At 73.4% G+C, this 23,160-nt stretch carries 24 protein-coding genes; 20 read left to right on the top strand and 4 right to left on the bottom strand.

Annotation, left to right across the window (positions count from 1 at the left end; translation table 11 throughout):
* The first annotated feature begins 28 nt into the window (after positions 1 to 28).
* Positions 29 to 736, top strand: a complete 708-nt coding sequence (locus tag HUT16_RS11000) for a hypothetical protein (protein ID WP_176187823.1) — start codon at positions 29 to 31, stop codon at positions 734 to 736.
* 51 nt (positions 737 to 787) lie between these two features.
* On the opposite strand, the gene HUT16_RS10995 is transcribed toward HUT16_RS11000, so the two are convergent.
* Positions 788 to 1,375, bottom strand: coding sequence for a hypothetical protein (locus tag HUT16_RS10995; protein WP_176187821.1), 588 nt, complete (start codon positions 1,373 to 1,375; stop codon positions 788 to 790).
* A gap of 30 nt (positions 1,376 to 1,405) precedes the next feature.
* On the bottom strand, positions 1,406 to 2,326 hold the full coding sequence (htpX, locus tag HUT16_RS10990) for a zinc metalloprotease HtpX (protein WP_176187819.1): 921 nt from the start codon (positions 2,324 to 2,326) through the stop codon (positions 1,406 to 1,408).
* A 307-nt stretch (positions 2,327 to 2,633) separates the two neighbouring features.
* On the opposite strand from htpX, the gene hrcA reads away from it, so the two are divergent.
* From hrcA to HUT16_RS10915, 15 genes are all read left to right on the top strand, one after another.
* Positions 2,634 to 3,707 carry a heat-inducible transcriptional repressor HrcA gene (gene hrcA / locus HUT16_RS10985; protein WP_217712052.1) on the top strand — a complete coding sequence of 358 codons (1,074 nt, stop codon included), beginning with the start codon at positions 2,634 to 2,636 and terminating at the stop codon, positions 3,705 to 3,707.
* Positions 3,708 to 3,793: 86 nt separating this feature from the next.
* On the top strand, positions 3,794 to 4,930 hold the full coding sequence (gene dnaJ / locus HUT16_RS10980) for a molecular chaperone DnaJ (RefSeq protein ID WP_176187817.1): 1,137 nt from the start codon (positions 3,794 to 3,796) through the stop codon (positions 4,928 to 4,930).
* Positions 4,931 to 5,029: 99 nt separating this feature from the next.
* Positions 5,030 to 5,773, top strand: a complete 744-nt coding sequence (locus HUT16_RS10975) for a 16S rRNA (uracil(1498)-N(3))-methyltransferase (RefSeq protein WP_176187815.1) — start codon at positions 5,030 to 5,032, stop codon at positions 5,771 to 5,773.
* Between the two features lie 146 nt (positions 5,774 to 5,919).
* Complete coding sequence (locus HUT16_RS10970) at positions 5,920 to 9,120, top strand: S41 family peptidase (protein ID WP_176187813.1); 3,201 nt, start codon at positions 5,920 to 5,922, stop codon at positions 9,118 to 9,120.
* Positions 9,121 to 9,246: 126 nt separating this feature from the next.
* Positions 9,247 to 9,600 carry an HIT domain-containing protein gene (locus HUT16_RS10965; protein ID WP_176187811.1) on the top strand — a complete coding sequence of 118 codons (354 nt, stop codon included), beginning with the start codon at positions 9,247 to 9,249 and terminating at the stop codon, positions 9,598 to 9,600.
* A 3-nt stretch (positions 9,601 to 9,603) separates the two neighbouring features.
* On the top strand, positions 9,604 to 10,521 hold the full coding sequence (locus tag HUT16_RS10960; RefSeq protein WP_176187809.1) for a ribonuclease Z: 918 nt from the start codon (positions 9,604 to 9,606) through the stop codon (positions 10,519 to 10,521).
* A 287-nt stretch (positions 10,522 to 10,808) separates the two neighbouring features.
* Positions 10,809 to 11,819: a PhoH family protein gene (locus HUT16_RS10955; protein ID WP_227480292.1), complete on the top strand. Its 1,011-nt coding sequence runs from the start codon at positions 10,809 to 10,811 to the stop codon at positions 11,817 to 11,819.
* 14 nt (positions 11,820 to 11,833) lie between these two features.
* Positions 11,834 to 12,328 carry an rRNA maturation RNase YbeY gene (gene ybeY, locus HUT16_RS10950; protein WP_176187807.1) on the top strand — a complete coding sequence of 165 codons (495 nt, stop codon included), beginning with the start codon at positions 11,834 to 11,836 and terminating at the stop codon, positions 12,326 to 12,328.
* A gap of 13 nt (positions 12,329 to 12,341) precedes the next feature.
* Positions 12,342 to 13,670, top strand: a complete 1,329-nt coding sequence (locus HUT16_RS10945) for a hemolysin family protein (RefSeq protein WP_176187805.1) — start codon at positions 12,342 to 12,344, stop codon at positions 13,668 to 13,670.
* A gap of 123 nt (positions 13,671 to 13,793) precedes the next feature.
* A complete protein-coding gene (locus HUT16_RS10940; protein ID WP_176187803.1) occupies positions 13,794 to 14,033 on the top strand; it encodes a hypothetical protein in 240 nt (79 codons plus the stop codon).
* On the top strand, positions 14,033 to 14,572 hold the full coding sequence (locus HUT16_RS10935; protein ID WP_176187801.1) for a DUF4383 domain-containing protein: 540 nt from the start codon (positions 14,033 to 14,035) through the stop codon (positions 14,570 to 14,572). Before HUT16_RS10940 ends, HUT16_RS10935 begins: the two co-directional genes overlap by 1 nt.
* A gap of 107 nt (positions 14,573 to 14,679) precedes the next feature.
* On the top strand, positions 14,680 to 15,033 hold the full coding sequence (locus tag HUT16_RS10930; protein ID WP_176187799.1) for a cytidine deaminase: 354 nt from the start codon (positions 14,680 to 14,682) through the stop codon (positions 15,031 to 15,033).
* Between the two features lie 163 nt (positions 15,034 to 15,196).
* The gene (locus HUT16_RS10925) at positions 15,197 to 15,358 is read left to right on the top strand and encodes a hypothetical protein (RefSeq protein ID WP_176187797.1); all 162 of its coding nucleotides are present in this window, start codon (positions 15,197 to 15,199) and stop codon (positions 15,356 to 15,358) included.
* Positions 15,359 to 15,469: 111 nt separating this feature from the next.
* Positions 15,470 to 16,399, top strand: a complete 930-nt coding sequence (era, locus tag HUT16_RS10920; RefSeq protein ID WP_176187795.1) for a GTPase Era — start codon at positions 15,470 to 15,472, stop codon at positions 16,397 to 16,399.
* Positions 16,400 to 16,430: 31 nt separating this feature from the next.
* Entirely contained in the window at positions 16,431 to 17,144 is a 714-nt protein-coding gene (locus tag HUT16_RS10915; RefSeq protein ID WP_176187793.1) for an alpha/beta fold hydrolase, read from the top strand.
* Positions 17,145 to 17,254: 110 nt separating this feature from the next.
* Here the strand turns inward: HUT16_RS10915 and HUT16_RS10910 are convergent, their stop codons facing one another.
* A complete protein-coding gene (locus tag HUT16_RS10910) occupies positions 17,255 to 17,521 on the bottom strand; it encodes a protealysin inhibitor emfourin (protein ID WP_176187791.1) in 267 nt (88 codons plus the stop codon).
* 364 nt (positions 17,522 to 17,885) lie between these two features.
* Between HUT16_RS10910 and leuA the strand changes: the two genes are divergently transcribed.
* The 4 genes from leuA to HUT16_RS10890 all read left to right on the top strand — a co-directional run bounded on the left by leuA (position 17,886) and on the right by HUT16_RS10890 (position 22,559).
* Complete coding sequence (leuA, locus tag HUT16_RS10905; protein WP_176187789.1) at positions 17,886 to 19,670, top strand: 2-isopropylmalate synthase; 1,785 nt, start codon at positions 17,886 to 17,888, stop codon at positions 19,668 to 19,670.
* A 518-nt stretch (positions 19,671 to 20,188) separates the two neighbouring features.
* Positions 20,189 to 20,734 (top strand): TerB family tellurite resistance protein, encoded by a 546-nt coding sequence (locus tag HUT16_RS10900; protein WP_368662680.1) that lies wholly within the window; start codon positions 20,189 to 20,191, stop codon positions 20,732 to 20,734.
* 248 nt (positions 20,735 to 20,982) lie between these two features.
* A complete protein-coding gene (recO, locus tag HUT16_RS10895) occupies positions 20,983 to 21,729 on the top strand; it encodes a DNA repair protein RecO (RefSeq protein WP_033215919.1) in 747 nt (248 codons plus the stop codon).
* Positions 21,730 to 21,731: 2 nt separating this feature from the next.
* Positions 21,732 to 22,559, top strand: coding sequence for an isoprenyl transferase (locus HUT16_RS10890; RefSeq protein ID WP_176187785.1), 828 nt, complete (start codon positions 21,732 to 21,734; stop codon positions 22,557 to 22,559).
* A 154-nt stretch (positions 22,560 to 22,713) separates the two neighbouring features.
* Here the strand turns inward: HUT16_RS10890 and HUT16_RS10885 are convergent, their stop codons facing one another.
* Positions 22,714 to 23,133, bottom strand: coding sequence for a Fur family transcriptional regulator (locus HUT16_RS10885; protein ID WP_176187783.1), 420 nt, complete (start codon positions 23,131 to 23,133; stop codon positions 22,714 to 22,716).
* Positions 23,134 to 23,160 lie beyond the last annotated feature (27 nt).

Below are 23,160 nucleotides of genomic sequence, written 5' to 3'. Positions count from 1 at the left end.
CGGAGCGGGCGGGGACGGGAGGGCACGGGTGCGCGGACGGGGCTGGACGGCGGTGGCGGCGGCCACCGCGATCGTGCTGGGCGCGACGGGCTGCACTGGCGCCGCCGCCCGGACGGGACCGCGCGCGCTGCGGGACGCGCTGCTGACCGCCGACCGGCTGCCGCCCGGCTACGCGCTGCGCACCGGCGCCGCGGACCTCACCACCACCCGGGCGCCGAGCGGCGGGGGCAGCCCGGAGCCGCTGGCCGAGGTGCCCTGCGAGGAGCTCGACACCGACTCCTTCCTGACCCGGCACGCCCCGCCGCTGGAGGACGTCGCGGTGGGCGTCGAGCGCCCCCCGGCCGACGACCTGGACCGGGGCTGGTCCGGCCGGGAGTCGCTGGAGCGCTACCCGCCCGGCCGGGCCGCCCGGATACTGGCCGACCTGCTGGCCGCCGCCCTGCGCTGCGCCGCCCCCGGCACCGCGCTCGTCGACGGCACCCGCAGCGAGCGGACGGTGGCCGTCGAACCGCTCGGCGGCGGTCTGCTGCTGCACGTCACCTGGCGCGCCGTCGACGGCGGCGGCCCGGTCTGGACCGACCGGACCGCGGTGCTGCGCGACGGCGACGTGCTGCTGGTGGTGCAGGAGAACGGCGGCGAGCGGGAGGCCGCGGACCTGCGGGCGGTCGTCGACGCGGCGGTGGCCGCCTACCAGGACGCCTACCAGACCGCCTACCAGGACGTCGGCCGGGGCTGAGCCGGGGCTGAGCCGGAGCTGAGCCGGGCGCGGGGACGGGCCCCCGCGGGCTCAGTCCTCGATGCCGGGAGCGCCCCAGACCGGGAACCAGCGGGACAGGTCCGGCTCGATCCGCAGGTCGTCGCGGAGCAGGTGGGAGACCTCGATCTCCAGCGGGTTGTCCCGCTTCTCCTGCCCGGCGACCTTGCACATCGGGTAGAAGGTGCCGCGCTTGTACAGGTACACCAGCGCCAGCGAGCGGCCCTCGGCGTCCCGGAAGCCGACCAGCGAGCAGAGCAGCTGCGGCCCGAAACCGCCGGCCTCCAGCTCGCTGTTGACCGCGTGCAGGTCGTTGACCAGGTCGGGCAGCTCGTCGGGGGTGTGCCGGGCCAGCAGCCAGGAGTACCCGTACGCGTCCCGGGACGCCTCGACCGGCACGCCGCCGCGCCCGGTGTCCGCGTCCAGCAGCGCCCGCACCTGCTGCTGCACCTCGGTGAAGGCCGCGCCCTCGACCGCGGCGAAGCAGACCGATCCCAGGCCGGTCGGGAGGAACCCCTTGGCGGCCTGCAGGGTCAGCGCCGCCGACGGGACGCCGAACAGCTGGTCGAGGTCGGGCTTCACCGGCTTGCTCCGGCCGAACAGGGCGTCCAGGAATCCCACGCGGAAAGCTCCTTCTGACGGTGGACGGGCTCAGCGCCCGAGTTCTTCGGAGACCTTCCGCAGCTGTGCCAGCCGCTGCTCCAGCGACGGGTGGGTGGCGAACAGCTGCGAGGCCGCCTCCTTGGCGCTCAGCGCCGGGGCGAAGTAGAAGGCGTTGTACGGCTGGGCCTGCCGCAGGTCCTTGCTCGGGATGGCGGCGATCTGCCCGGTCACCTTGGTCAGCGCCGAGGCCAGCGCGGCCGGCCGGCCGGTCAGCTGGGCGGCCGCCCGGTCGGCGGCCAGCTCGCGGTAGCGCGACAGCAGCCTGGTCAGCAGGAAGCTGATCGCGTACACCACCATCGAGGCCAGCGGGATCAGCACCATCGCGATCGCCGCGTTCTGGTCGTTGCTGTTCCGGTTGCCGCCGCCCATCATCCCGCCGTACAGGGCGATCCTGGTCATCGCGCCGGCCAGCACGCCGAGGAAGCCGGCCACCGTCATCACCGCGACGTCCCGGTGCGCGACGTGCGACAGCTCGTGGGCCAGCACGCCCTCCAGCTCCTCCGGCTCCAGCCGGCGCAGCAGCCCGGTGGTCACGCAGATCACCGCGTTCTGCGGGTTGCGGCCGGTGGCGAAGGCGTTGGGCATGTCGTTGTCGGCGACCGCGACCCTGGGTTTGGGCATGTCGGCCAGCGCGCACAGCCGGTCCACCGCGCCGTGCAGCTGCGGGTACTGCTCGGGGGTCACCCGGTGGGCGCCCATCGCCCGCTCGGTGATCTTGTCGGAGAACCAGAACTGCGCGACGAACAGGCCGCCGGAGATCAGCACCACCAGCGGCCAGGCGCCGCGCAGCAGCACGATCAGCAGGCCGGTGAAGCCCACGTAGACCAGGCCGATCAGGAACATGGTGGTGACCATCCGGCCGGTCAGGCCGCGGTCGGGGGTGAACCGGGAGTGCTGTGCCGCCGACATCGCTGCTCCTCCTCTGCGCTTCGTGCGGCCCGGACCCGCGGCCCCGCCGCGCCGTCCGCCCCGCTCGTCTTCGATGCTGCCACCGGGCGGGCCCGCGGGCACCATCCGAAACGGTGGGAATTCGGTGGGAACGGGACACCCCCCGGGCGCGTCGCGGCGCCATCGGACGAGGATCACGCGGGCGTACCGTTCCTGCCGTCAGGCCCTGGCCGTACACTGGCACGTACGGTTCTGGCACTCTGCCCGGCTGAGTGCCAGGCCCGGACCGGACACCGGAACAACGGACGACGACGGAGGTGCGTGCCCCATGCCGGACGACGGCAAGCCCGACGGCCGACTCATCGACACGCGCCCGTCCGCCCGGCCGCTGGACGAGCGGCGGCTCGCGGTGCTCAGGGCGATCGTCCAGGACTACGTGGGCACCGAGGAGCCGGTCGGCTCCAAGGCGCTGGTGGAGCGGCACAACCTGGGCGTCTCCCCGGCCACCGTCCGCAACGACATGTCCGCGCTGGAGGAGGAGGGGTACATTCACCAGCCGCACACCAGTGCGGGCCGGATCCCCACCGACAAGGGCTACCGGCTGTTCGTCGACCGGCTCGCCGAGGTCAAGCCGATGACCGCTCCGGAGCGCCGGGCGATCCGGCACTTCCTGGAGGGCGCGGTCGACCTGGACGACGTGGTCGCCCGGACGGTGCGGCTGCTCGCCCAGCTGACCAGGCAGGTCGCGGTCGTCCAGTACCCCTCGCTGACCCGCTCCACCGTGCGGCACATCGAACTGGTGTCACTCACCCCGGCCAAGCTGATGCTGGTGCTGATCACCAACACCGGCCGGGTCGAACAGCGGATGGTCGACTGCCCCGCCCCGGTCGGCGAGGCCCTGCTCGGCGACCTGCGGGCCAGGCTCAACAGCATGGCGGGCGGCTGCCGGCTGCCCGAGGTGCCGACCGTCCTGGAGGACCTGCCGGCCGGCTTCGAGCCCGCCGACCGGCCCGCGGTCAGCACCGTGCTGACCGTCCTGTTCGAGGCGCTGGCCGAACAGAACGAGGAGCGGATCATGCTGGCGGGCACCGCCAACCTGACCCGCTTCGGCCACGACTTCCCGCTCACCATCCGGCCGGTCCTGGAGGCCCTGGAGGAGCAGGTGGTGCTGTTGCGCCTGCTGGGTGAGACGGCCGACTCGGCGATGACGGTCCGGATCGGCCACGAGATCGCCTACGAGGGGCTCAATTCCACGTCGGTGGTCTCGGTCGGTTACGGTTCGGGCGACCAGAGCGTGGCAAAGCTGGGAGTGATCGGTCCGACCCGGATGGATTACCCGGGCACAATGGGGGCGGTGCGCGCGGTGGCACGGTACGTCGGCCAGATCCTGGCGGAGTCGTAGCGGGACGGCGCGTCCGCAGCGGAACGGCGCAACAAGCAGCGTGCTGTCGCAGGCACTTCTAGAGGCGGAACAAACCGGAGCATTTGGTGGCCACGGACTACTACGCGGTACTCGGCGTCCGACGCGACGCGGGGCAGGACGAGATCAAGAAGGCGTTCCGGCGCCTCGCCCGTGAACTGCACCCGGACGTCAACCCGGACCCGAAGACGCAGGAGCGGTTCAAGGAGATCAACGCCGCCTACGAGGTGCTCTCCGATCCGCAGAAGCGCCAGGTCTACGACCTCGGCGGGGACCCGCTGTCGCCGGGCGGCGGCGCGGGCGGCTTCGGCGCGGGTGCGGCCGGGTTCGGCTTCTCCGACATCATGGACGCCTTCTTCGGCGCCGCGACCGGCCAGCGCGGCCCGCGCTCGCGCACCCGCCGCGGCCAGGACGCCATGATCCGGCTGGAGATCACCCTGGAGGAGGCCGCCTTCGGCACCACCAAGGAGCTCCAGGTCGACACCGCCGTCACCTGCACCACCTGCAACGGCGAGGGCGCCGCGCCCGGCACCTCCGCGCAGACCTGCGACATGTGTCGCGGCAAGGGCGAGGTCTCCCAGGTCACCCGGTCCTTCCTGGGCCAGGTCATGACCTCCCGCCCCTGCCCGCAGTGCCAGGGCTTCGGCACCGTCGTCCCCACCCCCTGTCCAGAGTGCGCCGGCGACGGCCGGGTCCGCGCCCGCCGCACCCTCACGGTCAAGATCCCGGCCGGCGTCGACAACGGCACCCGGATCCAGCTGGCCGGCGAGGGCGAGGTCGGCCCCGGCGGCGGCCCCGCCGGCGACCTGTACGTCGAGATCGCCGAGACCAGCCACCCGACCTTCCAGCGGCGCGGCGACGACCTGCACTGCACCGTCACCATCCCGATGACCGCCGCGTCGCTCGGCACCCAGGTGCCGCTGCAGACCCTGGACGGCCTGGAGGAGGTCGACATCCGGCCCGGCACCCAGTCCGGCCAGTCGATCCCGCTGCACGGCCGCGGCATCACCCACCTGCGCGGCGGCGGCCGGGGCGACCTGATAGTGCACGTCGAGGTGCAGACGCCCACCAAGCTCGACCCGGAGCAGGAGGAGCTGCTGCGCCGGCTCGCCATGCTCCGCGGCGAGGAGCGTCCGTCCGGGCAGTTCGCGCCCGGCCAGCAGGGCCTGTTCTCCCGGCTGAAGGACGCCTTCAACGGCCGGTGAGACCCGTACCACCCGGGCCGGGAGCGGCGGGGGGCTGCGCGCCCCCGCCGCTCCCGGCCGGTTTTTTCGATGGGCCCTGCTGAGAGGACCGCTGCACCGATGACCGCACCCGTGTTCGTCGTCGACGACCTGACGGGGACCGCCCCCGGCGCGACCGTCCGGCTCGACGGCCCCGAGGGCCGGCACGCCGTCGCCGTCAAACGCCTGGAGCCCGGCGAGGCGCTCACCCTCGCCGACGGCCGCGGCCGCGGCGCGGACGGCACCGTCGCCGCGCTGCACGGCAAGGACGCCCTCGACGTCCTGGTCACCGCCGTCCGCGAGGAACCCGCGCCCGCGCCCCGGATCACCGTCGTCCAGGCCCTCCCCAAGGGCGACCGCGGCGAACTCGCCGTCGAGACCATGACCGAGGCCGGGATCGACGCGATCGTGCCCTGGGCCGCCTCCCGCTGCATCACCCAGTGGAAGGGCGAGCGCGGCGCCAAGGCGCTCGCCAAGTGGCGGGCCACCGCGCGCGAGGCCGGCAAGCAGTCGCGGCGGCTGCGCTTCCCCGAGGTCCGGGACGCGGTGACCACCCGGCAGCTGCTGCCGCTGCTCGCCGCCGCGGGCTTCGCGGCCGTCCTGCACGAGGAGGGCGCGCTGCCGCTGGCCACCGCGCAGCTGCCCGCCGACGGCGAGATCGTCCTGGTCGTCGGGCCCGAGGGGGGCGTCTCCCCGGAGGAGATCGCCGCCTTCGCCGAGGCCGGCGCCGCGCCCTACCGCCTCGGCCGCTCCGTCCTGCGCACCTCCACGGCGGGCGTCGCGGCCGGCTCCCTGCTGCTGGGCCGCACCGGCCGCTGGGGGTGACGGGCGGGGCGGGCCTCCCCGGGGCCCGGCGCCCCGCGCGGCGGGTTTCGTGCTCCGTGCGGCGGGTTTCGGGTCCGGCGCCCCGCGCGGCGGGTTTCGGGTCCGACCTCTGACGTGGCGCCGCGGTTCCCGCCTAGGCTGGCGGGATGACGGAATCGACGCGCGGCTACCTGCGCCACCCCCACCTGCACGGCGACCTGGTGGCCTTCGTCGCCGAGGACGACGTCTGGCTGGCGCCGGTGGACGGCGGGCGGGCCTGGCGGGTGACGGCGGACCAGGTGCCGGTCGGCGCGGTGCGGTTCTCGCCGGACGGGCGGTCGCTGGCCTGGGCCTCGACCCGGGACGGCGCGCCGGAGGTGCACGTCGGCCCGGTGGAGGGCGGCCCGGCGCGGCGGCTGACGTACTGGGGGAGCCCGCTCACCGCGCTGGTCGGGTGGAGCGGCGACGGCCGGCCGGTCGCGATCACCACCGCCGGGCAGGAGACGATCCGGCGGACCTGGGCGTTCGCGGTGCCGCTGGACGGTGGGGAGCCGTCGCGGCTGCCGTACGGGCCGATCGGCTCGCTGGCCTTCGAGCCGGTGCCGGAGGGCGCCGGCGGCGGCCGGGTGCTGCTGGGGACGCACAACCGGGAGGCCGCGCACTGGAAGCGCTACCGGGGCGGCCGGGCCGGGAAGCTGTGGATCGGCGGCGCCCGGTTCGAGCGCCTGCACGCCGACCTGGACGGGCAGTTGGAGTGCCCGCTGTGGGTCGGCGACCGGGTGGCGTTCCTCTCCGACCACGAGGGCACCGGGCGGCTGTACTCCAGCCTCCCGGACGGCTCCGACCTGCGGGCGCACGGCCCGGCGGACAGCGGGTTCTACGCCCGGCAGGCGTCCACCGACGGCACCCGGGTCGTCTGGCAGAGCGCCGGTGAGCTGTGGCTGCTGGACGACTTGGACGGCGCCCGGCCGCGCCGGCTGGACGTCCGCCCGGCCGGGCCGCGCACCCGGCGCCGCCCGCACCCGACGGCCGCCGCCGGGCAGGTGGAGAGCGCCGCGCCGGACCGCACCGGCCGGGCCGCGGCCGTGGTGGTGCGCGGCACCGTGCACTGGGTGACCCACCGGGAGGGCCCGGCCCGGGTGCTGGACGAGACGCCCGGCGCACGGGCCCGGCTGGCCCGGGTCGTCCCCGGCGAGGACGGCGCGCAGGGCGCGGTCTGGGTCACCGACGCCGAGGGCGACGACGCGCTGGAGCACGCCCCGGCGGTGCTGGGCGCCGAGCGCCGCCGGCTGGCGGCCGGACAGCTCGGCCGGGTGCGCGCCCTGGTGGTCTCGCCGGACGGCCGGCAGCTCGCGGTGGCCTCGCACGACGGCCGGGTGCTGCTGGTGGCGCTCAGCGACGGCGCGGTGAGCGAGCTGGCGCGCAGCGCCGACGGCGAGGTCTCCGGACTGGTGTTCAGCCCGGACTCGGGCTGGCTGGCCTGGTCGCAGCCGGTGCTCGGCCCGTGGTCGCTGCGGCAGATCATGCTCGCCGACCTGACCTCGCGCACCGTCGGCGAGGCCACCCCGCAGCGCTTCCACGACTACTCGCCGGCCTTCACCGCGGACGGCAGGCACCTGGCGTTCCTCTCGGTGCGCAGCTTCGACCCGGTGTACGACCAGCACGCCTTCGACCTGTCCTTCCCCGGCGGCACCCGCCCGTACCTGCTGACGCTGGCCGCCGAGACCCCGTCGCCGTTCGGCCCGCAGCGCGGCGGGCGGCCGGCGGGCGGCGAGGAGGAGGAGCCCAAGGAGAGCGAGAAGGACGCCGCGGTGCCGGTCACCCGGGTCGACCTGGAGGGCCTCGCCGACCGGATCGTGCCGTTCCCGGTGGAGGCCGGGCGGTTCGGGGTGCTGCGCGCCGCGAAGGACGGGGTGCTGTGGACCAGGTACCCGTTCGGCGGCGAACTCGGCGACAGCGCCGCCTCGTTGGACGACGAGCCGGCCCGCACCGCGCTGGAGCGGTTCGACCTGCGCAAGCGGCGGGCGGAGGAACTGCTCACCGGCGTCGACGCGTTCGCGGTCAGCGGCGACGGCGCCCGGCTGGCGGTGCTGGAGGACGGCTCGCTGCGGATCGTGCCCGCCGACCAGAAGGCCGGGGAGGACGAGGAGGGCGACGTCGGCCTGGACCGGGTCCGGGTGACCGTCGACCCGGCCGCCGAGTGGCGGCAGATGTTCGACGAGAACGGCCGCCTGATGCGGGACAACTTCTGGCGCGCCGACCTGGGCGGCGTCGACTGGGCGGGCGTCCTGGCCAGGTACCGGCCGCTGGTCGAGCACCTCGGCAGCCGCTCCGACCTGGTCGACCTGCTGTGGGAGACGGTCGGCGAGCTCGGCACCTCGCACGCGTACGTGCTGCCGCCCGGCCGCGGCACCGAGGCCGCCCGGCGGCAGGGCCTGCTCGGCGCGGACCTGGTGCGCGACGGCGAGCTGTGGCGGGTGGCCCGGGTGCTGCCCGGCGAGTCCTCCGACCCGCGGGCCCGCTCCCCGCTGGCCGCGCCCGGCGTGGCGGTCCGGCCCGGCGACGCGCTGCTGGCCGTCAACGGCCGCCCGGTCGACCCGGTCAGCGGCCCCGCCCCGCTGCTGGCCGGCACCGCCGACCAGCCGGTCGAGCTCACCGTCACCGGCCGGGACGGCGGCGAGCGCCACCCCGTGGTGGTGCCGCTCGACGACGAGGAGGCGCTGCGCTACCACGACTGGGTCGCCGGGCGGCGGGCCGCCGTCCGCGAGCTGTCCGGGGGACGGCTCGGCTACCTGCACGTCCCCGACATGCAGAGCGCCGGCTGGGCGCAGCTCCACCGCGACCTGCGGTTCGAGATGTCCCTGGAGGGCGTCGTCCTCGACCTGCGGGAGAACCGCGGCGGCCACACCTCCCAGCTGATCGTCGAGAAGCTGGCCCGCCGGATCGTCGGCTGGAACCACGGCCGCGACCTCGCCCACCCCGACCCGTACCCCGGCGACGCCCCGCGCGGCCCGGTGGTGGCGCTGGCCGACGAGTTCTCCGGCTCCGACGGCGACATCGTCAACGCCGCGATCCAGGCCCTGGGCATCGGCCCGGTGGTCGGCACCCGCACCTGGGGCGGCGTCATCGGCATCGACAGCAGGTACACCCTGGTCGACGGGACGCTGGTCACCCAGCCCAAGTACTCGTTCTGGCTGAAGGGTTACGGCTGGAACCTGGAGAACCGGGGCGTCACCCCCGACGTCGAGGTCCCGATCGCCCCGCACGACTGGGCGGCCGGCCGGGACCCCCAGCTGGAGACCGCCGTCCGCCTCGCCCTGGAGTCCCTGGACCGCACCCCCGCCAAGACCCCGCCCCCGGTCGAGTGACCCCGCCCGCGGGGCCGTCCGCCGCCGCCCGGACGGCCCCCGGGAACGCCGGACCCGCCCGGTGCGGCGCGCCGGTCGCTGTAAGGTCGTTGCACCAGTGACGGGTTCAGGTGAGGAGTGCGGGAGATGGCCGGCGAGCCGCAGGCGGACTGTGTGTTCTGCAAGATCGTGTCGGGGGACATCCCGGCGACCGTGGTGCGCAAGAGCGAGCGGACGCTGACGTTCCGGGACATCAGCCCGCAGGCGCCCACGCACCTGCTGGTCGTCCCGCGGGTGCACTACGCCGACGCGGCCGAACTGGCCGCCGCCGAACCGGAGGTGGCGGCCGAGCTGCTGGCCGAGGCGGGCGGCGCGGCGGCGGGCGAGGGCCTGGACTCGTACCGGCTGATCTTCAACACCGGTGCGGGCGCCGGGCAGACGGTGTTCCACGCGCACGTGCACGTGCTGGGCGGCAAGCCGCTCACCGAGGGACTGGTCTGAGCGTTGTCGCAGCGTGAACTCGTCGTCCTGGGCACCGCCAGCCAGGTGCCGACCAGGCACCGCAACCACAACGGGTACCTGCTGCGCTGGGACGGCGAGGGGCTGCTGTTCGACCCGGGCGAGGGCACCCAGCGGCAGATGCTGCACGCCGGGGTGAGCGCCACCGGGATCACCCGGATCGCGGTGTCGCACTTCCACGGGGACCACTGCCTGGGGCTGCCCGGGATCGTGCAGCGGATCAACCTGGACCGGGTGCCGCACCCGGTGGACGCCTACTACCCGGCGTCCGGGCAGGAGTTCTTCGACCGGCTGCGGCACGCCAGCGCCTACCGCGCGACGGCCGAGATCCGCGAGCGCCCGGTGGCCGCCGCGGGCCCGCTGGAGGCGCCGGGCGCCCCGTTCGCGCTCGGCGCGGTGCGGCTCTCCCACCCGGTGGAGTCGTTCGGCTACCGGCTGACCGAGCCGGACGGGTTCCGGCTGCGGCCCGAGAAGCTGCGCGAACTCGGCCTGCGCGGCCCCGCGGTGGGCGTGCTGCAGCGCGAGGGCCGGGTCGAGCTGGACGGGCGGACGGTCACCGCCGAACAGGTCGGCGAGGTCCGGCCGGGCCAGCGGTTCGCCTTCGTGATGGACACCCGGCTCTGCGACGGGGTGCACGAACTCGCCGAGGGCGCCGACCTGCTGGTGATCGAGGCGACCTTCCTCGACCGGGACGCGGCGCTCGCCGAGGAGCACGGCCACCTGACCGCCGCCCAGGCCGCCCGGGTGGCCGCCGGGGCCGGCGTGCGCCGGCTGGTGCTCACCCACTTCTCGCAGCGCTACCCCGACCTGTCCGGCCACCTCGCCGAGGCGGCGGAGCACTTCGACGGCGAGATCGTGGTCGCCGAGGACCTCGCCCGGATCCCCGTCCCGCCGCGCCGTTGACCGCCCCCGGGCCCCGGCCCGCCCCGCCCGGCCCCGACGTGCGGGAAAACCGCTCGCGCATCGGGGCGCGAGCCCCCACCATCGAAGCCGCCGCGCCGCTCCGGCGAACACCTGCGCGGCGTACCCTGGTGACCCGGAGAGCCCGAGCCACACGACACGACGGATTGGGATGAGGCAGGCCGCAGCGCCGACCCATGACTGACACACCGCAGACCCGAACCGACGGACAGCGGCGCCCCGACGAGGCGTCCACCAGCACCCGGATCGTCATCCCGGAGAAGCACCCGATGGTCACCCTGCTGGGTGCGGCCGACTCGCTCCTGCGAGTGATCGAGGAGGGCTTCCCGGGCGCCGACATCCACGTCCGCGGAAACGAGGTGACGGCCACCGGCTCGCCCGCCGAGGTCGCGCTCGTCAAGCAGCTCTTCACCGAGATGATGCTGGTGCTGCGCACCGGCCAACCCCTGACGGAGGACGCCGTGGAGCGCTCCATCAGCATGCTCAGGAGCGCCGCCGAGGACCCGGCCCACCCGGCCCCGTCCGAGGTGTTCACGGCGAACATCCTGTCCAACCGGGGCCGCACCATCCGCCCCAAGACGCTCAACCAGCAGCGCTACGTCGAGGCGATCGACAAGCACACCATCGTCTTCGGCCTCGGCCCGGCCGGCACCGGCAAGACCTACCTGGCGATGGCCAAGGCCGTCCAGGCCCTGCAGGCCAAGGAGGTCAACCGGATCATCCTGACCCGGCCGGCCGTCGAGGCGGGGGAGCGGCTGGGCTTCCTGCCCGGCACCCTCTACGAGAAGATCGACCCGTACCTGCGCCCGCTGTACGACGCGCTGCACGACATGATGGACCCCGACTCGATCCCGCGGCTGATGGCGGCCGGGACGATCGAGGTGGCCCCGCTGGCGTACATGCGCGGCCGCACCCTGAACGACGCCTTCATCATCCTCGACGAGGCGCAGAACACCTCGCCCGAGCAGATGAAGATGTTCCTGACCCGCCTGGGCTTCAACTCCCGGGTGGTCGTGACCGGCGACACCAGCCAGATCGACCTGCCGGGCGGCACCCGCTCCGGCCTCAAGGTGGTCCAGGAGATCCTCGCCGACGTGCCCGACATCCACTTCTCGGTGCTGACCAGCACCGACGTGGTGCGGCACAAGCTGGTCGGCCGCATCGTGGATGCGTACGAACGCTGGGACGCCCGGCAGGAGGCCGAGGAGTCCGGCGACCGCAAACCCGTCCAACGGCGGGGCGCCCGGGCGCCCCGGCAGTCCCATCGCACCGAAAGCTGAGTACTGAGCCCTCCATGTCGATCGACATCGCCAACGAGTCCGGGTGGGACATCGACGAGGAGTCCATCCTCGACGTCGCCCGCTACGCCCTCGACAAGATGCGGATCCATCCGCAGTCCGAGCTCTCCGTGATCCTCTACGACAGCGAGTCGATGGCGGAGCTGCACGTCCAGTGGATGGACCTGCCAGGACCGACCGACGTGATGTCCTTCCCGATGGACGAGCTGCGTCCGGGCAAGGAGGGCGAGGACCTGCCGGAGGGCCTGCTCGGCGACATCGTGCTCTGCCCCGAGGTGGCGCAGCAGCAGGGACTGGCCGCCCCCACCAAGCACTCGATGGACGAGGAGCTGCAGCTGCTCACCGTCCACGGGGTGCTGCACGTGCTCGGCTACGACCACGAGGAGCCCGACGAGGAGCGCGAGATGTTCGCGCTGCAGAAGCGGATCCTGGACGACTGGCGGGCCGGCCGCGGCCTGTCCGGCCTGTCGCCCGCGCCGACCGTCCACTGAGGGCCGGCCCGCTGTGAGTGGTGAGAGTACGAGCTTCCTGATCGGCGCGCTGCTGCTGGTCGGCCTGGGCTGGCTGGCGGCGTGCGCCGAGGCGGGCATCTCCCGGATGTCCCGCTTCCGGGCCGAGGAGGCGGTCCGCTCCGGGCGGCGCGGCTCCGACCGGCTGCTGACCCTGGCCTCCGACAGCATCCGCTACCTCAACCTGGCGACGCTGATCCGGGTCGCCAGCGAGATGGGCGCCGCGGTGCTGGTCACCGTGGTGTGCGTGCGCAGCTTCCAGCAGACCTGGCAGGCCGTGCTGGTGGCGTTCGGCGTGATGGTGCTGGTGTCCTTCGTCGCGGTCGGGGTCTCCCCGCGCACGATCGGCCGCCAGCACCCGCTGAGCACCGTCACCGCCGCGTCCTACGTGCTGCTGCCGCTGGCCCGCATCCTCGGGCCGATCCCGCGGCTGCTGATCCTGCTGGGCAACGCGCTGACGCCCGGCAAGGGCTACAAGGAGGGCCCATTCGCCTCCGAGGCCGAGCTGCGGGCGCTGGTCGACCTGGCCGAGAAGGACGACCTGATCGAGGACGAGGAGCGCCGGATGGTGCACTCGGTCTTCGAGCTGGGCGACACCATCGTGCGCGAGGTGATGGTGCCGCGCACCGACCTGGTGATGATCGAGCGGCACAAGACCGTCCGCCAGACGCTGACGCTGGCGCTGCGCTCCGGCTTCTCGCGCATCCCGGTGGTCGGCGACAACGAGGACGACGTGGTCGGCATCGTCTACCTCAAGGACCTGGTGCGCCGCACCCACATCAACCGGGACGCCGAGTCCGACCAGGTCGACGCGGTGATGCGCCCGGCGGTGTTCGTCCCCGACTCCAAGCCGGCCGCGGACCTGCTGCGCGAGATGCAGCAGATGCGCTCGCACGTCGCGATCGTGATCGACGAGTACGGCGGCACCGCCGGACTGGTCACCATCGAGGACATCCTGGAGGAGATCGTCGGCGAGATCACCGACGAGTACGACCGGGAGATCGCCCCGGTCGAGGACCTCGGGGACGGCTCGTACCGGATCACCGCCCGGCTCACCGTGGAGGACCTCGGCGAGCTGTTCGGGATCGAGCTGGACGACGAGGACGTGGAGACCGTCGGCGGGCTGCTGGCCAAGTGCCTGGGCCGGGTGCCGATCCCGGGCTCCTCGTGCGAGGTGCCGGTGCCGGAGGGCAGCGGGCTGGCCGCGATCGGCCTGACCGCGGAGAGCTCGGCGGGCCGGCGCAACCGGATCGGCACCGTGGTGGCCACCCCGGTGCGGGTCGCGGAGGAGAGCGAGGAACCGGCGGAGGAAGCCGCCTCCTAGGCTCCCGGACGCCCGCGTGACGACGGGCCCCTGGACGGGCCGTCCCGATCGGAGACCCGGTTGGGACGGTACGGCCCGGGGCCCGTTTGCGGTGCCGCCTGGGGCGTGCGCACCGTGGAAGACATGGCACATCTACTGCGCGCGGAGTACGGCCCGAACGGGCCGGCCGGCGAGGTGGCCAGGTGGCACGTGGTCCGTGCCGCCGACCCCTCGCACGGCATGTGCGGCGCCGAGATCGCCTCGGACGCCGAGAGCAGGCCGGAGGAGGCCTGGGGCACCGGGCTGCACTGCTGCCAGCAGTGCGGGTCGCTGTACCTCCACGAAGTGCCGTTCCTCCGCACCGAGCACGCGGGGAGGACCTGATGAAACTGCACGACGAACTCCCGGTCGACCACCGGCTCGGCACGGTCTACCGCTACGGCGCGGGCCTGTGCGGGCTGTTCCTGGTGGTGTTCGGCATCCTCGGGCTGACCGGCACCCACCCCGGGTTCCTGGACACCTCGGGCAAGGAGGTGATCGGCCTGTCCAGCAACGGGGCGCTGAGCGTGCTCTCGCTGGTGGCCGGCGGGATCCTGATCCTGGGCGCCGTGATCGGCGGCAACACCGCCTCCAACATCAACATGATCATGGGCGTGCTGTTCGTGCTGGCCGGCTTCGTCGGCCTGATGGTGCTGGACTCCAGTGCCAACCGGCTCGCCTTCCACATCTCCAACGTCATCTTCAGCTTCGTGTTCGGCTTCGTGGTGCTGACCTTCGGGATGTACGGCAGGGTCGGCAGCCACCTGCCGCAGGACAACCCGTACTGGAAGCGGCGCCACGCCAAGGACGACGCGCTGCCGGACGGCCCGCCCGCCCTGGTGAAGGTGCTCCGGCCCGGACCGCCCAAACCGACCGGGCACTGAGCCGGTGGCGCTGAGCCGACGGGGGCCGGTGGCGCTGACTAAGCGGCGCTGACCGAGGCTTGGGCGGGGCGTCCGGCGGGTGGCGGGCGGTAACTATGCTCGGGGCCATGACCGAGATTTCCGAGCTGGACCCCGAGGACAAGAAGATCATCACGCTGGCCCGCTCGGCCCGCGCCCGCAACGGCGTGGCCGAGGGGGCCGCCGTCCGTGACGAGACCGGGCGGACGTACGTGGCCGGGACGGTGGCGCTGGAGTCGCTGCGGCTGAGCGCGCTGCGGACGGCGGTGGCGATGGCGGTGGCGAGCGGGGCGAAGGGCCTGGAGGCGGCCGCGGTGGTGTCCGAGGCGGACGCGCCGGCGGCGGACGACCTGGCCGCCGTGCGGGACCTGGGCGGGGCCGGGACGCCGGTGCTGCTGGCTGGGCCGGACGGAGTGCTGAAGGCGGCCGTGGCGGCGGAGTGAGAGCGGCTCGTCGCGGCTGACGCGGCAGGGCGGGGCCCGAGCGGGTGGGGCCCGGGCGGGCGGGGTGTCCGGAAGGGGCCCCGCCGCCCCTGCGGTCGGCCCTCTGGATCCCCTGGGTGCGATAATCGCATCGGCCGGGGCCGGTTCCGGCGGGGGAGGGGACATGGGCGTCGCGGCGTTCTTCTGCGGACTGATCCTCTGCGTCATGGGCTTCGGACGCTGGCACGAGACCGGCTCCCCGTGGTGGCTGGCCGGCACCCTGACCCTGCTGGCACTGGTCCTGGTCGGCGCGATCACCGGGGGCGGGAAGAAGAAGGCCGACTGAGCCCCCGCGGCCGGACGCCCGGGGCCGACCGGACGTCCGACCGGACGTCCGGGGGACCGGCCGGGTGCCCGGTGACCGGGACGGCGCCGCGGATCGGCGACAATGGGTGCCATGAATGCCCCTTCCTCCCCGTACCGCTCCGGGTTCGCGTGTTTCGTCGGCCGTCCCAACGCGGGCAAGTCGACCCTGACCAACGCCCTGGTCGGGACGAAGGTCGCGATCACCTCCGACCGTCCGCAGACCACCCGGCACACCGTGCGCGGCATCGTGCACCGCCCCGACTCCCAGCTCGTACTGGTCGACACCCCCGGGCTGCACAAGCCCCGCACCCTGCTCGGCGAGCGGCTCAACGACCTGGTCCGCAGCACCTGGGCCGAGGTCGACGTGATCGGCTTCTGCGTGCCCGCCGACCAGAAGCTCGGCCCCGGCGACAAGTTCATCGCCAAGGAGCTCGCCGAGATCCGCAAGACGCCGAAGGTCGCGATCGTCACCAAGACCGACCTGGTCGACTCCAAGCGGCTCGCCGAGCAGCTGATCGCCGTCCAGCAGCTGGGTGCCGAACTCGGCATCGAGTGGGCCGAGATCATCCCGGTCTCCGCCGTGGGCGACCAGCAGGTCGAGCTGGTCGGCGAGCTGCTGGCCAAGCTCATGCCCGAGGGCGTGCCGCTGTACCCGGACGGCGACCTCACCGACGAGCCCGAGCAGACCATGGTCGCCGAGCTGATCCGGGAGGCCGCGCTGGAGGGCGTGCGCGACGAACTGCCGCACTCGCTGGCCGTGGTGGTCGAGGAGATGATCCCGCGCGAGGGCCGTCCCGCCGACCGGCCGCTGCTGGACATCCACGCCAACGTGTACATCGAGCGGCAGAGCCAGAAGGCCATCGTGATCGGCGCCAAGGGCGCCCGCCTCAAGCACGTCGGCACCACCGCCCGCAAGCAGATCGAGGCGCTCCTGGGCACCCCGGTCTACCTGGACCTGCACGTCAAGGTGGCCAAGGACTGGCAGCGCGACCCCAAGCAGCTGCGTAAGCTCGGCTTCTGACGGCACGTCGCATCGGGAGGGGTCGGCCGGGATGGAACTGCACACCCACGAGTGGGGCACGGGCGGGCGCACCGCGCTGCTGGTCCACGGCATCCAGGCCGACCACCGCACCTGGCGGGTGATCGGCCCCGCGCTCGCCGAGCGCGGCTACCGGGTGGTCGCCGTCGACCTGCGCGGCCACGGCGCCTCCCCGCGCGGCACCGGCGCGACCCCGGCCGAGCGGTACGGGCCGGAGCTGTTCGCCGAGGACCTGGTCGACACCCTGCCCGCCGGTGCGGACCTGGCGATCGGCCACTCGATGGGCGCGCTGGCGCTCCACCTGGCCGTCGAGCGGCTGAAGCCCGCCCGGGCGGTCTACAGCGACCCCGCGTTCGTCTACGACCGCCCCGGGATGGGCCCCGAGCCGTTCGTCGACTTCAAGCGCTTCGGCACCAGGGACTTCATCACCGGCCTGCACCCCGACCGGGCCGCCGAGGACGTGGACGCCGAACTCGCCGCCCTCGCGCTCTGGGACACCGACACCGCGCTCGGCCTGTGGGAGCACCCGGAGCTCTCCCTGCTGCCGCGCGCCCCGGTCGTCCCCTCGCTGGTCCAGCTCGCCGACCCGAGCGGCCTGGTGCCGGAGCGGGACGCCGCCGAGCTGCGCCGCCGCGGCTTCGAGGTGCGCACCGTGCCCGGCGCCGGGCACTGCATCCACCGCGACGACCCGGCGGGCTTCCTGGCCTCGCTGGACGGCTGGATCTGAACGGCCCCTGCCGCGTCGGCGCGTTGACGGTGCCACGGGCGGTGTCGTGGGTGGTGCCCGGGGGGTGGCCGGGCGCCCGGGGGCCGGTCCGGTGGTGCCCGGGCGTCCGGTCAGGCGCCTTCGCGCAGCACCAGGCTGACCAGTTCGCGCTGGGAGTCGGTGAGTTTCGGATCGGCGCAGTGGACGGTGCGGCCGTCGACGGTGATCTCGTAGTGGAACCCGTCGGGCACGCCGTACGCGGGCGCGCGCAGCCCGCCGGCCACCGCTTCGCGGGCCAGGGCGTGCACGTGCGGAGCGTCCGCGCGCTCCTCGGTGTTCATCTCGGCATACCGGAGCAGGCCGGCGAACCCGCCGGTGCGGGTGACCTGGATACGCATGGTTGTCAGTGTGCTACGCAACGAAGGTCTTTGCCGAGGCTTTTCGCCAACTTCCCGCAGCTCTCCCGGGCTTTCCGGCGGTCGGCCGCGGTCGGGCGGCCGTCTCACTGGATGGGATCGTGGCGGGGCTCACTGCGTCGGCCCGTCCCGTCTTGTTACAGTGGATGCATCATGCGTATCCGGCTGCTTCTTCTTAGCTGCCGCGGCGAGGGCCTGTAGTCCAGTCAAGGCCGGCCCCCTCGCCGCGGGGAGTCGTGTTGCGCCCAGCGTGGTCTTTCGCGGCGCATTCAGTCGGCCGAGTTCGGGTGTCCTGTATCCCCCGACCGCAGACCGCCTTCGACAAGGGAAGCCGAGAGCCTCACCCATGACCGAACAGTCCTCCGTCGCCCGCGCGTTCGTCGACCGCCCCACCCCGATCACCGCCGCCACCGTGCAGCAGAAGCCCTCGGGGATGCCGTTCCAGCGCTACGTACCCTTCGGCACCGTCGACCTGCCGGACCGCACCTGGCCGAGCAAGGTGATCACCCGGGCCCCGCGCTGGCTGTCCACCGACCTGCGCGACGGCAACCAGGCGCTGATCGACCCGATGTCCCCGGCCCGCAAGCGCAAGATGTTCGACCTGCTGGTGAAGATGGGCTACAAGGAGATCGAGGTCGGTTTCCCGTCGTCCGGCGCCACCGACTTCAACTTCGTCCGCTCGCTGATCGACGAGGGCGCGATCCCCGAGGACGTCACCATCTCGGTGCTGACCCAGGCCCGCGAGGACCTGATCGAGCGCACCGTCGAGTCGCTGAAGGGCGCGCCGCGGGCCACCGTCCACCTGTACAACGCGACGTCGCCGCTGTTCCGCCGGGTGGTGTTCCGGGCGAGCCGGGACGAGATCAAGGCCATCGCGGTGGACGGCACCCGCCTGGTGATGGAGTACGCCGAGAAGATCCTGGGCGACGAGACGGTCTTCGGCTACGAGTACTCGCCGGAGATCTTCATCGACACCGAGCTGGACTACGCCCTGGAGGTCTGCGAGGCGGTGATGGACGTCTGGCAGCCCGGTGAGGGCCGCGAGATCATCCTGAACCTGCCGACCACCGTCGAGCGCTCCACCCCGAACGTCTACGCCGACAAGATCGAGTGGATGTCGCGGAACCTGTCGCGCCGCGAGTTCGTCTGCCTGTCCACCCACCCGCACAACGACCGGGGCACCGGCGTCGCCTCGGCCGAGCTGGCCGTGATGGCCGGCGCCGACCGCGTCGAGGGCTGTCTGTTCGGGCAGGGCGAGCGCACCGGCAACCTGGACCTGGTCAACGTCGGGATGAACCTGTTCTCCCAGGGCGTCGACCCGATGATCGACTTCTCCGACATCGACGAGATCCGCCGCACCGCCGAGTACTGCAACCAGATGCCGGTGGCCGAGCGCCATCCCTACGCGGGCGACCTGGTCTTCACCTCCTTCTCCGGCTCGCACCAGGACGCGATCAAGAAGGGCTTCGACGCCCTGGAGGCCGACGCGGCCGCCGCCGGCGTCCCGGTCTCCGAGCACACCTGGGGCGTGCCCTACCTGCCGATCGACCCGAAGGACGTCGGCCGCAGCTACGAGGCGGTCATCCGGGTCAACTCGCAGTCCGGCAAGGGCGGCATCGCCTACGTGCTGAAGAACGACCACAAGCTGGACCTGCCGCGCCGGATGCAGATCGAGTTCTCGCGGATCATCCAGGCCAAGACCGACGCCGAGGGCGGCGAGGTCACCCCCGCCGACATCTGGGCGGTCTTCCAGGACGAGTACCTGCCGACCCCGGCCAACCCGTGGGGCCGGATCTCGCTGCGCGGCTCCCGCAGCCTGACCACCGAGGACGGCCGCGACGTGCTGAGCACCGAGGCGGTCGTGGACGGCGCCCTGGTCACCCTGACCGGCACCGGCAACGGCCCGGTCTCCGCGTTCGTCAGCGCGCTGGCCTCGATCGGCGTGGACGTCCGCGTCCTGGACTACGCCGAGCACGCGCTGAGCGAGGGCGGCGACGCGCAGGCCGCCGCGTACGTCGAGTGCGCCGTCGGCGACAAGGTGCTGTGGGGCGTGGGCGTCGACAGCAACACCGTGCTGGCCTCGCTGAAGGCCCTGGTCAGCGCCGTCAACCGGGCCGCGCAGCGCGACTGACGCCGCCGCGCCCGCCCGTGCGCTCCGAGGGGGCCCGCCACCGGCGGGTCCCCTTCGCGTTCCCGGCCCGCGCGGGTCCTTCCCGCCTCTTCCGCTTCTCGCGTGCTGCTCCTTGGGTGCTGCTTCTCGCGCGCTGCTCCTTGCGTGCTGCGAGCGGGCATTGACGGATCATCAGGAGATATCCGGCTCGCGGTGCGGGCGTTCGGGGAGTGTCGGCGGTCACATGTGGTCCCGGTCACAAATTTTCCCCTCGGCACCCGTTCAGGGTGCTGACACGAGCCGGTAACCGTGGCAACATCGTCGGACCGGAACCGGGGTCGGTGGGACGACTCCGGCGTCCGGACGCGTGACCTGCCCATTGATGTGCAGGCCGCCTGCCATGTCTGGGGAGTGGCGCCGTGACAGGGTTGTGGGGTGTTCGCCCTCGGTGGCGGACGGATGTCCTCGGTGAATTCTTCTGCCCGGGCTGTGGTGGAGACCGCAACTACCGCCGGCAACACGGCCGGCGGTGGCTGCGGTTGCTCGGGACGCCGGTCCTGCCGCTCGGCGGCGTGGTCCGCAGCGTCCAGTGCACGTCCTGCCGCGGCCGCTACGGGGTCGACGCCCTGGACCAGTTGACCTCGGTCCGGCTCGGCGCGATGCTCCGCGACGCCCAGTACACCATCGCCCTGGCCGCGCTCGCGGCCGGCGGCACCGCTGGGCGCGGCGGGCGCGAGGCGGCCTGCGCGGTGATCAGGGAAGCCGGGTTCGACGACTGCGGCGAGGCCCAGGTGCTGGCCGCGCTGGCCGCGCTCTCCGGGCACGGCGGCGGCGAACCGATCGACGTGGACGCCGAGGGCGGCGGGCTCGCCGTCGAACTGCACGCCGCGCTCGAACCGCTCGCCCCGCACCTCGCCGTGCAGGGCCGCGAACGACTGCTCACCCTCGGCGCGGTGATCGCCCTCGCCGACGGCCGCTACCTCCCGCAGGAGCGGGCCGTGCTCGCCGTGGTCGGCCGCTGCCTGCGCCTCACCGACCAGCAGGTCGGCCTGCTGCTGGAGGCGGCCACCCGCGCCCCGCACTGACCCGACCCGCTCCCGCCACGCTCCTTCCCCCTTCCCGCTGCTCCCCGTCCCCCGTTCTCCGCCTTCTGCACCTCCGCACCACCGCACCACCCATGAGCCGGGCCCGAAACTCCCCCCTCCCGGGCCCGCCGTGTCCCGCACCGCACGGGTGAAAGCCCCCACAACCCCGGTGCGGGTTCACGGCTGCGCGCCGCCACCTCCCTCGTCCGGCCGGGCTGTCGGCGGGGTGCGGGACAATGGGTTCCACCATGAGTCTCTTCCGCGACGACGGCATCGTGCTGCGCACCCAGAAGCTCGGCGAGGCCGACCGGATCATCACCTTCCTCACCCGCCAGCACGGCCAGGTGCGCGCGGTGGCCCGGGGGGTGCGCCGGACCAAGTCGAAGTTCGGGGCCCGGCTCGAACCCTTCTCGCACGTCGACATCCAGTTCTTCAGCCGCGGCAGCGACCTGGTCGGCCGCACCCTGCCGCTGTGCACCCAGGTGGAGACCATCGCCCCCTACGGCGCCCGGATCGTCGACGACTACGCCCGCTACACGGCGGGCACCGCGATGCTGGAGACCGCCGAGCGCTTCGCCGAGAACGAGGGCCAGCCCGCCGTCCAGCAGTACCTGCTGCTGGTCGGAGCCCTGCGCACGCTGGCCGCCGGCACCCACCAGTCGCACCTGGTGCTGGACGCCTTCCTGCTGCGCTCGCTCGCCGTCAACGGCTACGGCGCGAGCTTCACCGACTGCGCCCGCTGCGGCCTGCCCGGCCCCAACCGCTTCTTCTCGCTCCAGGCCGGCGGCGTGCTGTGCGGCGACTGCCGGGTGCCCGGAAGTGCCGTACCCTCCCCTGAGACACTGGTACTGCTCGGCGCGCTGCTCTCCGGAGACTGGCAGACCGCCGACGGCTGCGAGCCGCGGTACTGGCGCGAGGGCAGCGGGCTGGTGGCCGCCTACCTGCAGTGGCACCTGGAGCGGGGCATCCGCTCGATGAGATACGTGGAGAAGTGAGCATGGTCGCGCGACGGCTGTTCGGCAGCAAGCGGACGTACGAGGCTCCGGCCCCGCACCCGAGCGGCGCCAAGCCGCCGAAGATCCCGGGCGAGCTGGTCCCCAACCACGTCGCGGTGGTCATGGACGGCAACGGACGCTGGGCCAAGGAGCGCGGCCTGCCCCGCACCGAGGGCCACCGGGTCGGCGAGGGCGTCGTCCTCGACGTGCTGCGCGGCTGCCTGGAGGTCGGGGTCAAGAACCTCTCGCTGTACGCCTTCTCCACCGAGAACTGGAAGCGCTCCCCGGACGAGGTGAAGTTCCTGATGAACTTCAACCGGGACGTGATCCGCCGCCGCCGCGACGAGATGGACGCCATGGGCATCCGGATCCGCTGGGCCGGCCGGATGCCGCGGATGTGGAAGAGCGTGGTCCAGGAGCTCCAGGTCGCCCAGGAGCAGACCAAGGGCAACGACGCGATGACGCTGTACTTCTGCCTCAACTACGGCGGCCGGGCCGAGATCGCCGACGCCGCGCTGGCCATCGCCCGCGACGTCGCCGCCGGGAAGCTCAACCCGGAGAAGGTCAACGAGAAGCTGTTCGCCAAGTACCTGTACTACCCGGACATGCCGGACGTCGACCTGTTCCTGCGCCCCAGCGGCGAGCAGCGCACCTCCAACTTCCTCGCCTGGCAGTCCGCCTACGCCGAGCTGGTCTTCCAGGACGTGCTCTGGCCGGACTTCGACCGTCGCGACCTGTGGCGCGCCTGCGAGCAGTACGCCCGCCGCGACCGCCGTTTCGGCGGGGCGCTGCCCAACGACGTCGCCGCCGAGCTCCCGCCCCAGCGCTGACCGCGGCGCGGCCGTGGCCTGGGCCGTAGCCCCGGCCACGGCGGGGCCTGGCCCTGGCCCTGCTCGGGGCTACGCCGAGGGCCCGGATCGGACTGTTCCGATTCGGGCCCTCGCCGTTGCCGGGGCCGGGTTCCGCCGTCCGGCCGCCGGGCGGCTACTCCGTCTGCTGCTTGGCGGCGCAGTCGCCGCAGGTGCCGAAGATCTCCAGGGTGTGCGCGATGTCGCTGAATCCGTGTTCGGCGGCGACCGCGTTGGCCCAGCGTTCGACCGCGGGGCCCTCGACCTCGACGGTCGCCCCGCAGTGCCGGCACACCAGGTGGTGGTGGTGCCCGCTGCTGCACCGCCGGTAGACCGCCTCGCCCTCGGCGGTGCGCAGCACGTCCACCTCGCCGGCCTCGGCCAGCGACTGCAGCGTGCGGTAGACGGTGGTCAGACCCACCGAGTCGCCCCGGTGCTTGAGCATGTCGTGCAGTTCCTGCGCGCTGCGGAAATCCTCAATCTCGTCCAGGACCGCCGAGACGGCGGTGCGCTGCCGAGTCGATCGCGCGCGCGGCGACGGGCCTGCGGTGGTCACCGTGGGTCCTCCTGCTGATCGGGTGGT

The organism is Kitasatospora sp. NA04385, from assembly GCF_013364235.1.
Taxonomy (GTDB): Bacteria; Actinomycetota; Actinomycetes; order Streptomycetales; family Streptomycetaceae; genus Kitasatospora.
This window is presented reverse-complemented; position numbering and strand designations above follow the sequence as displayed.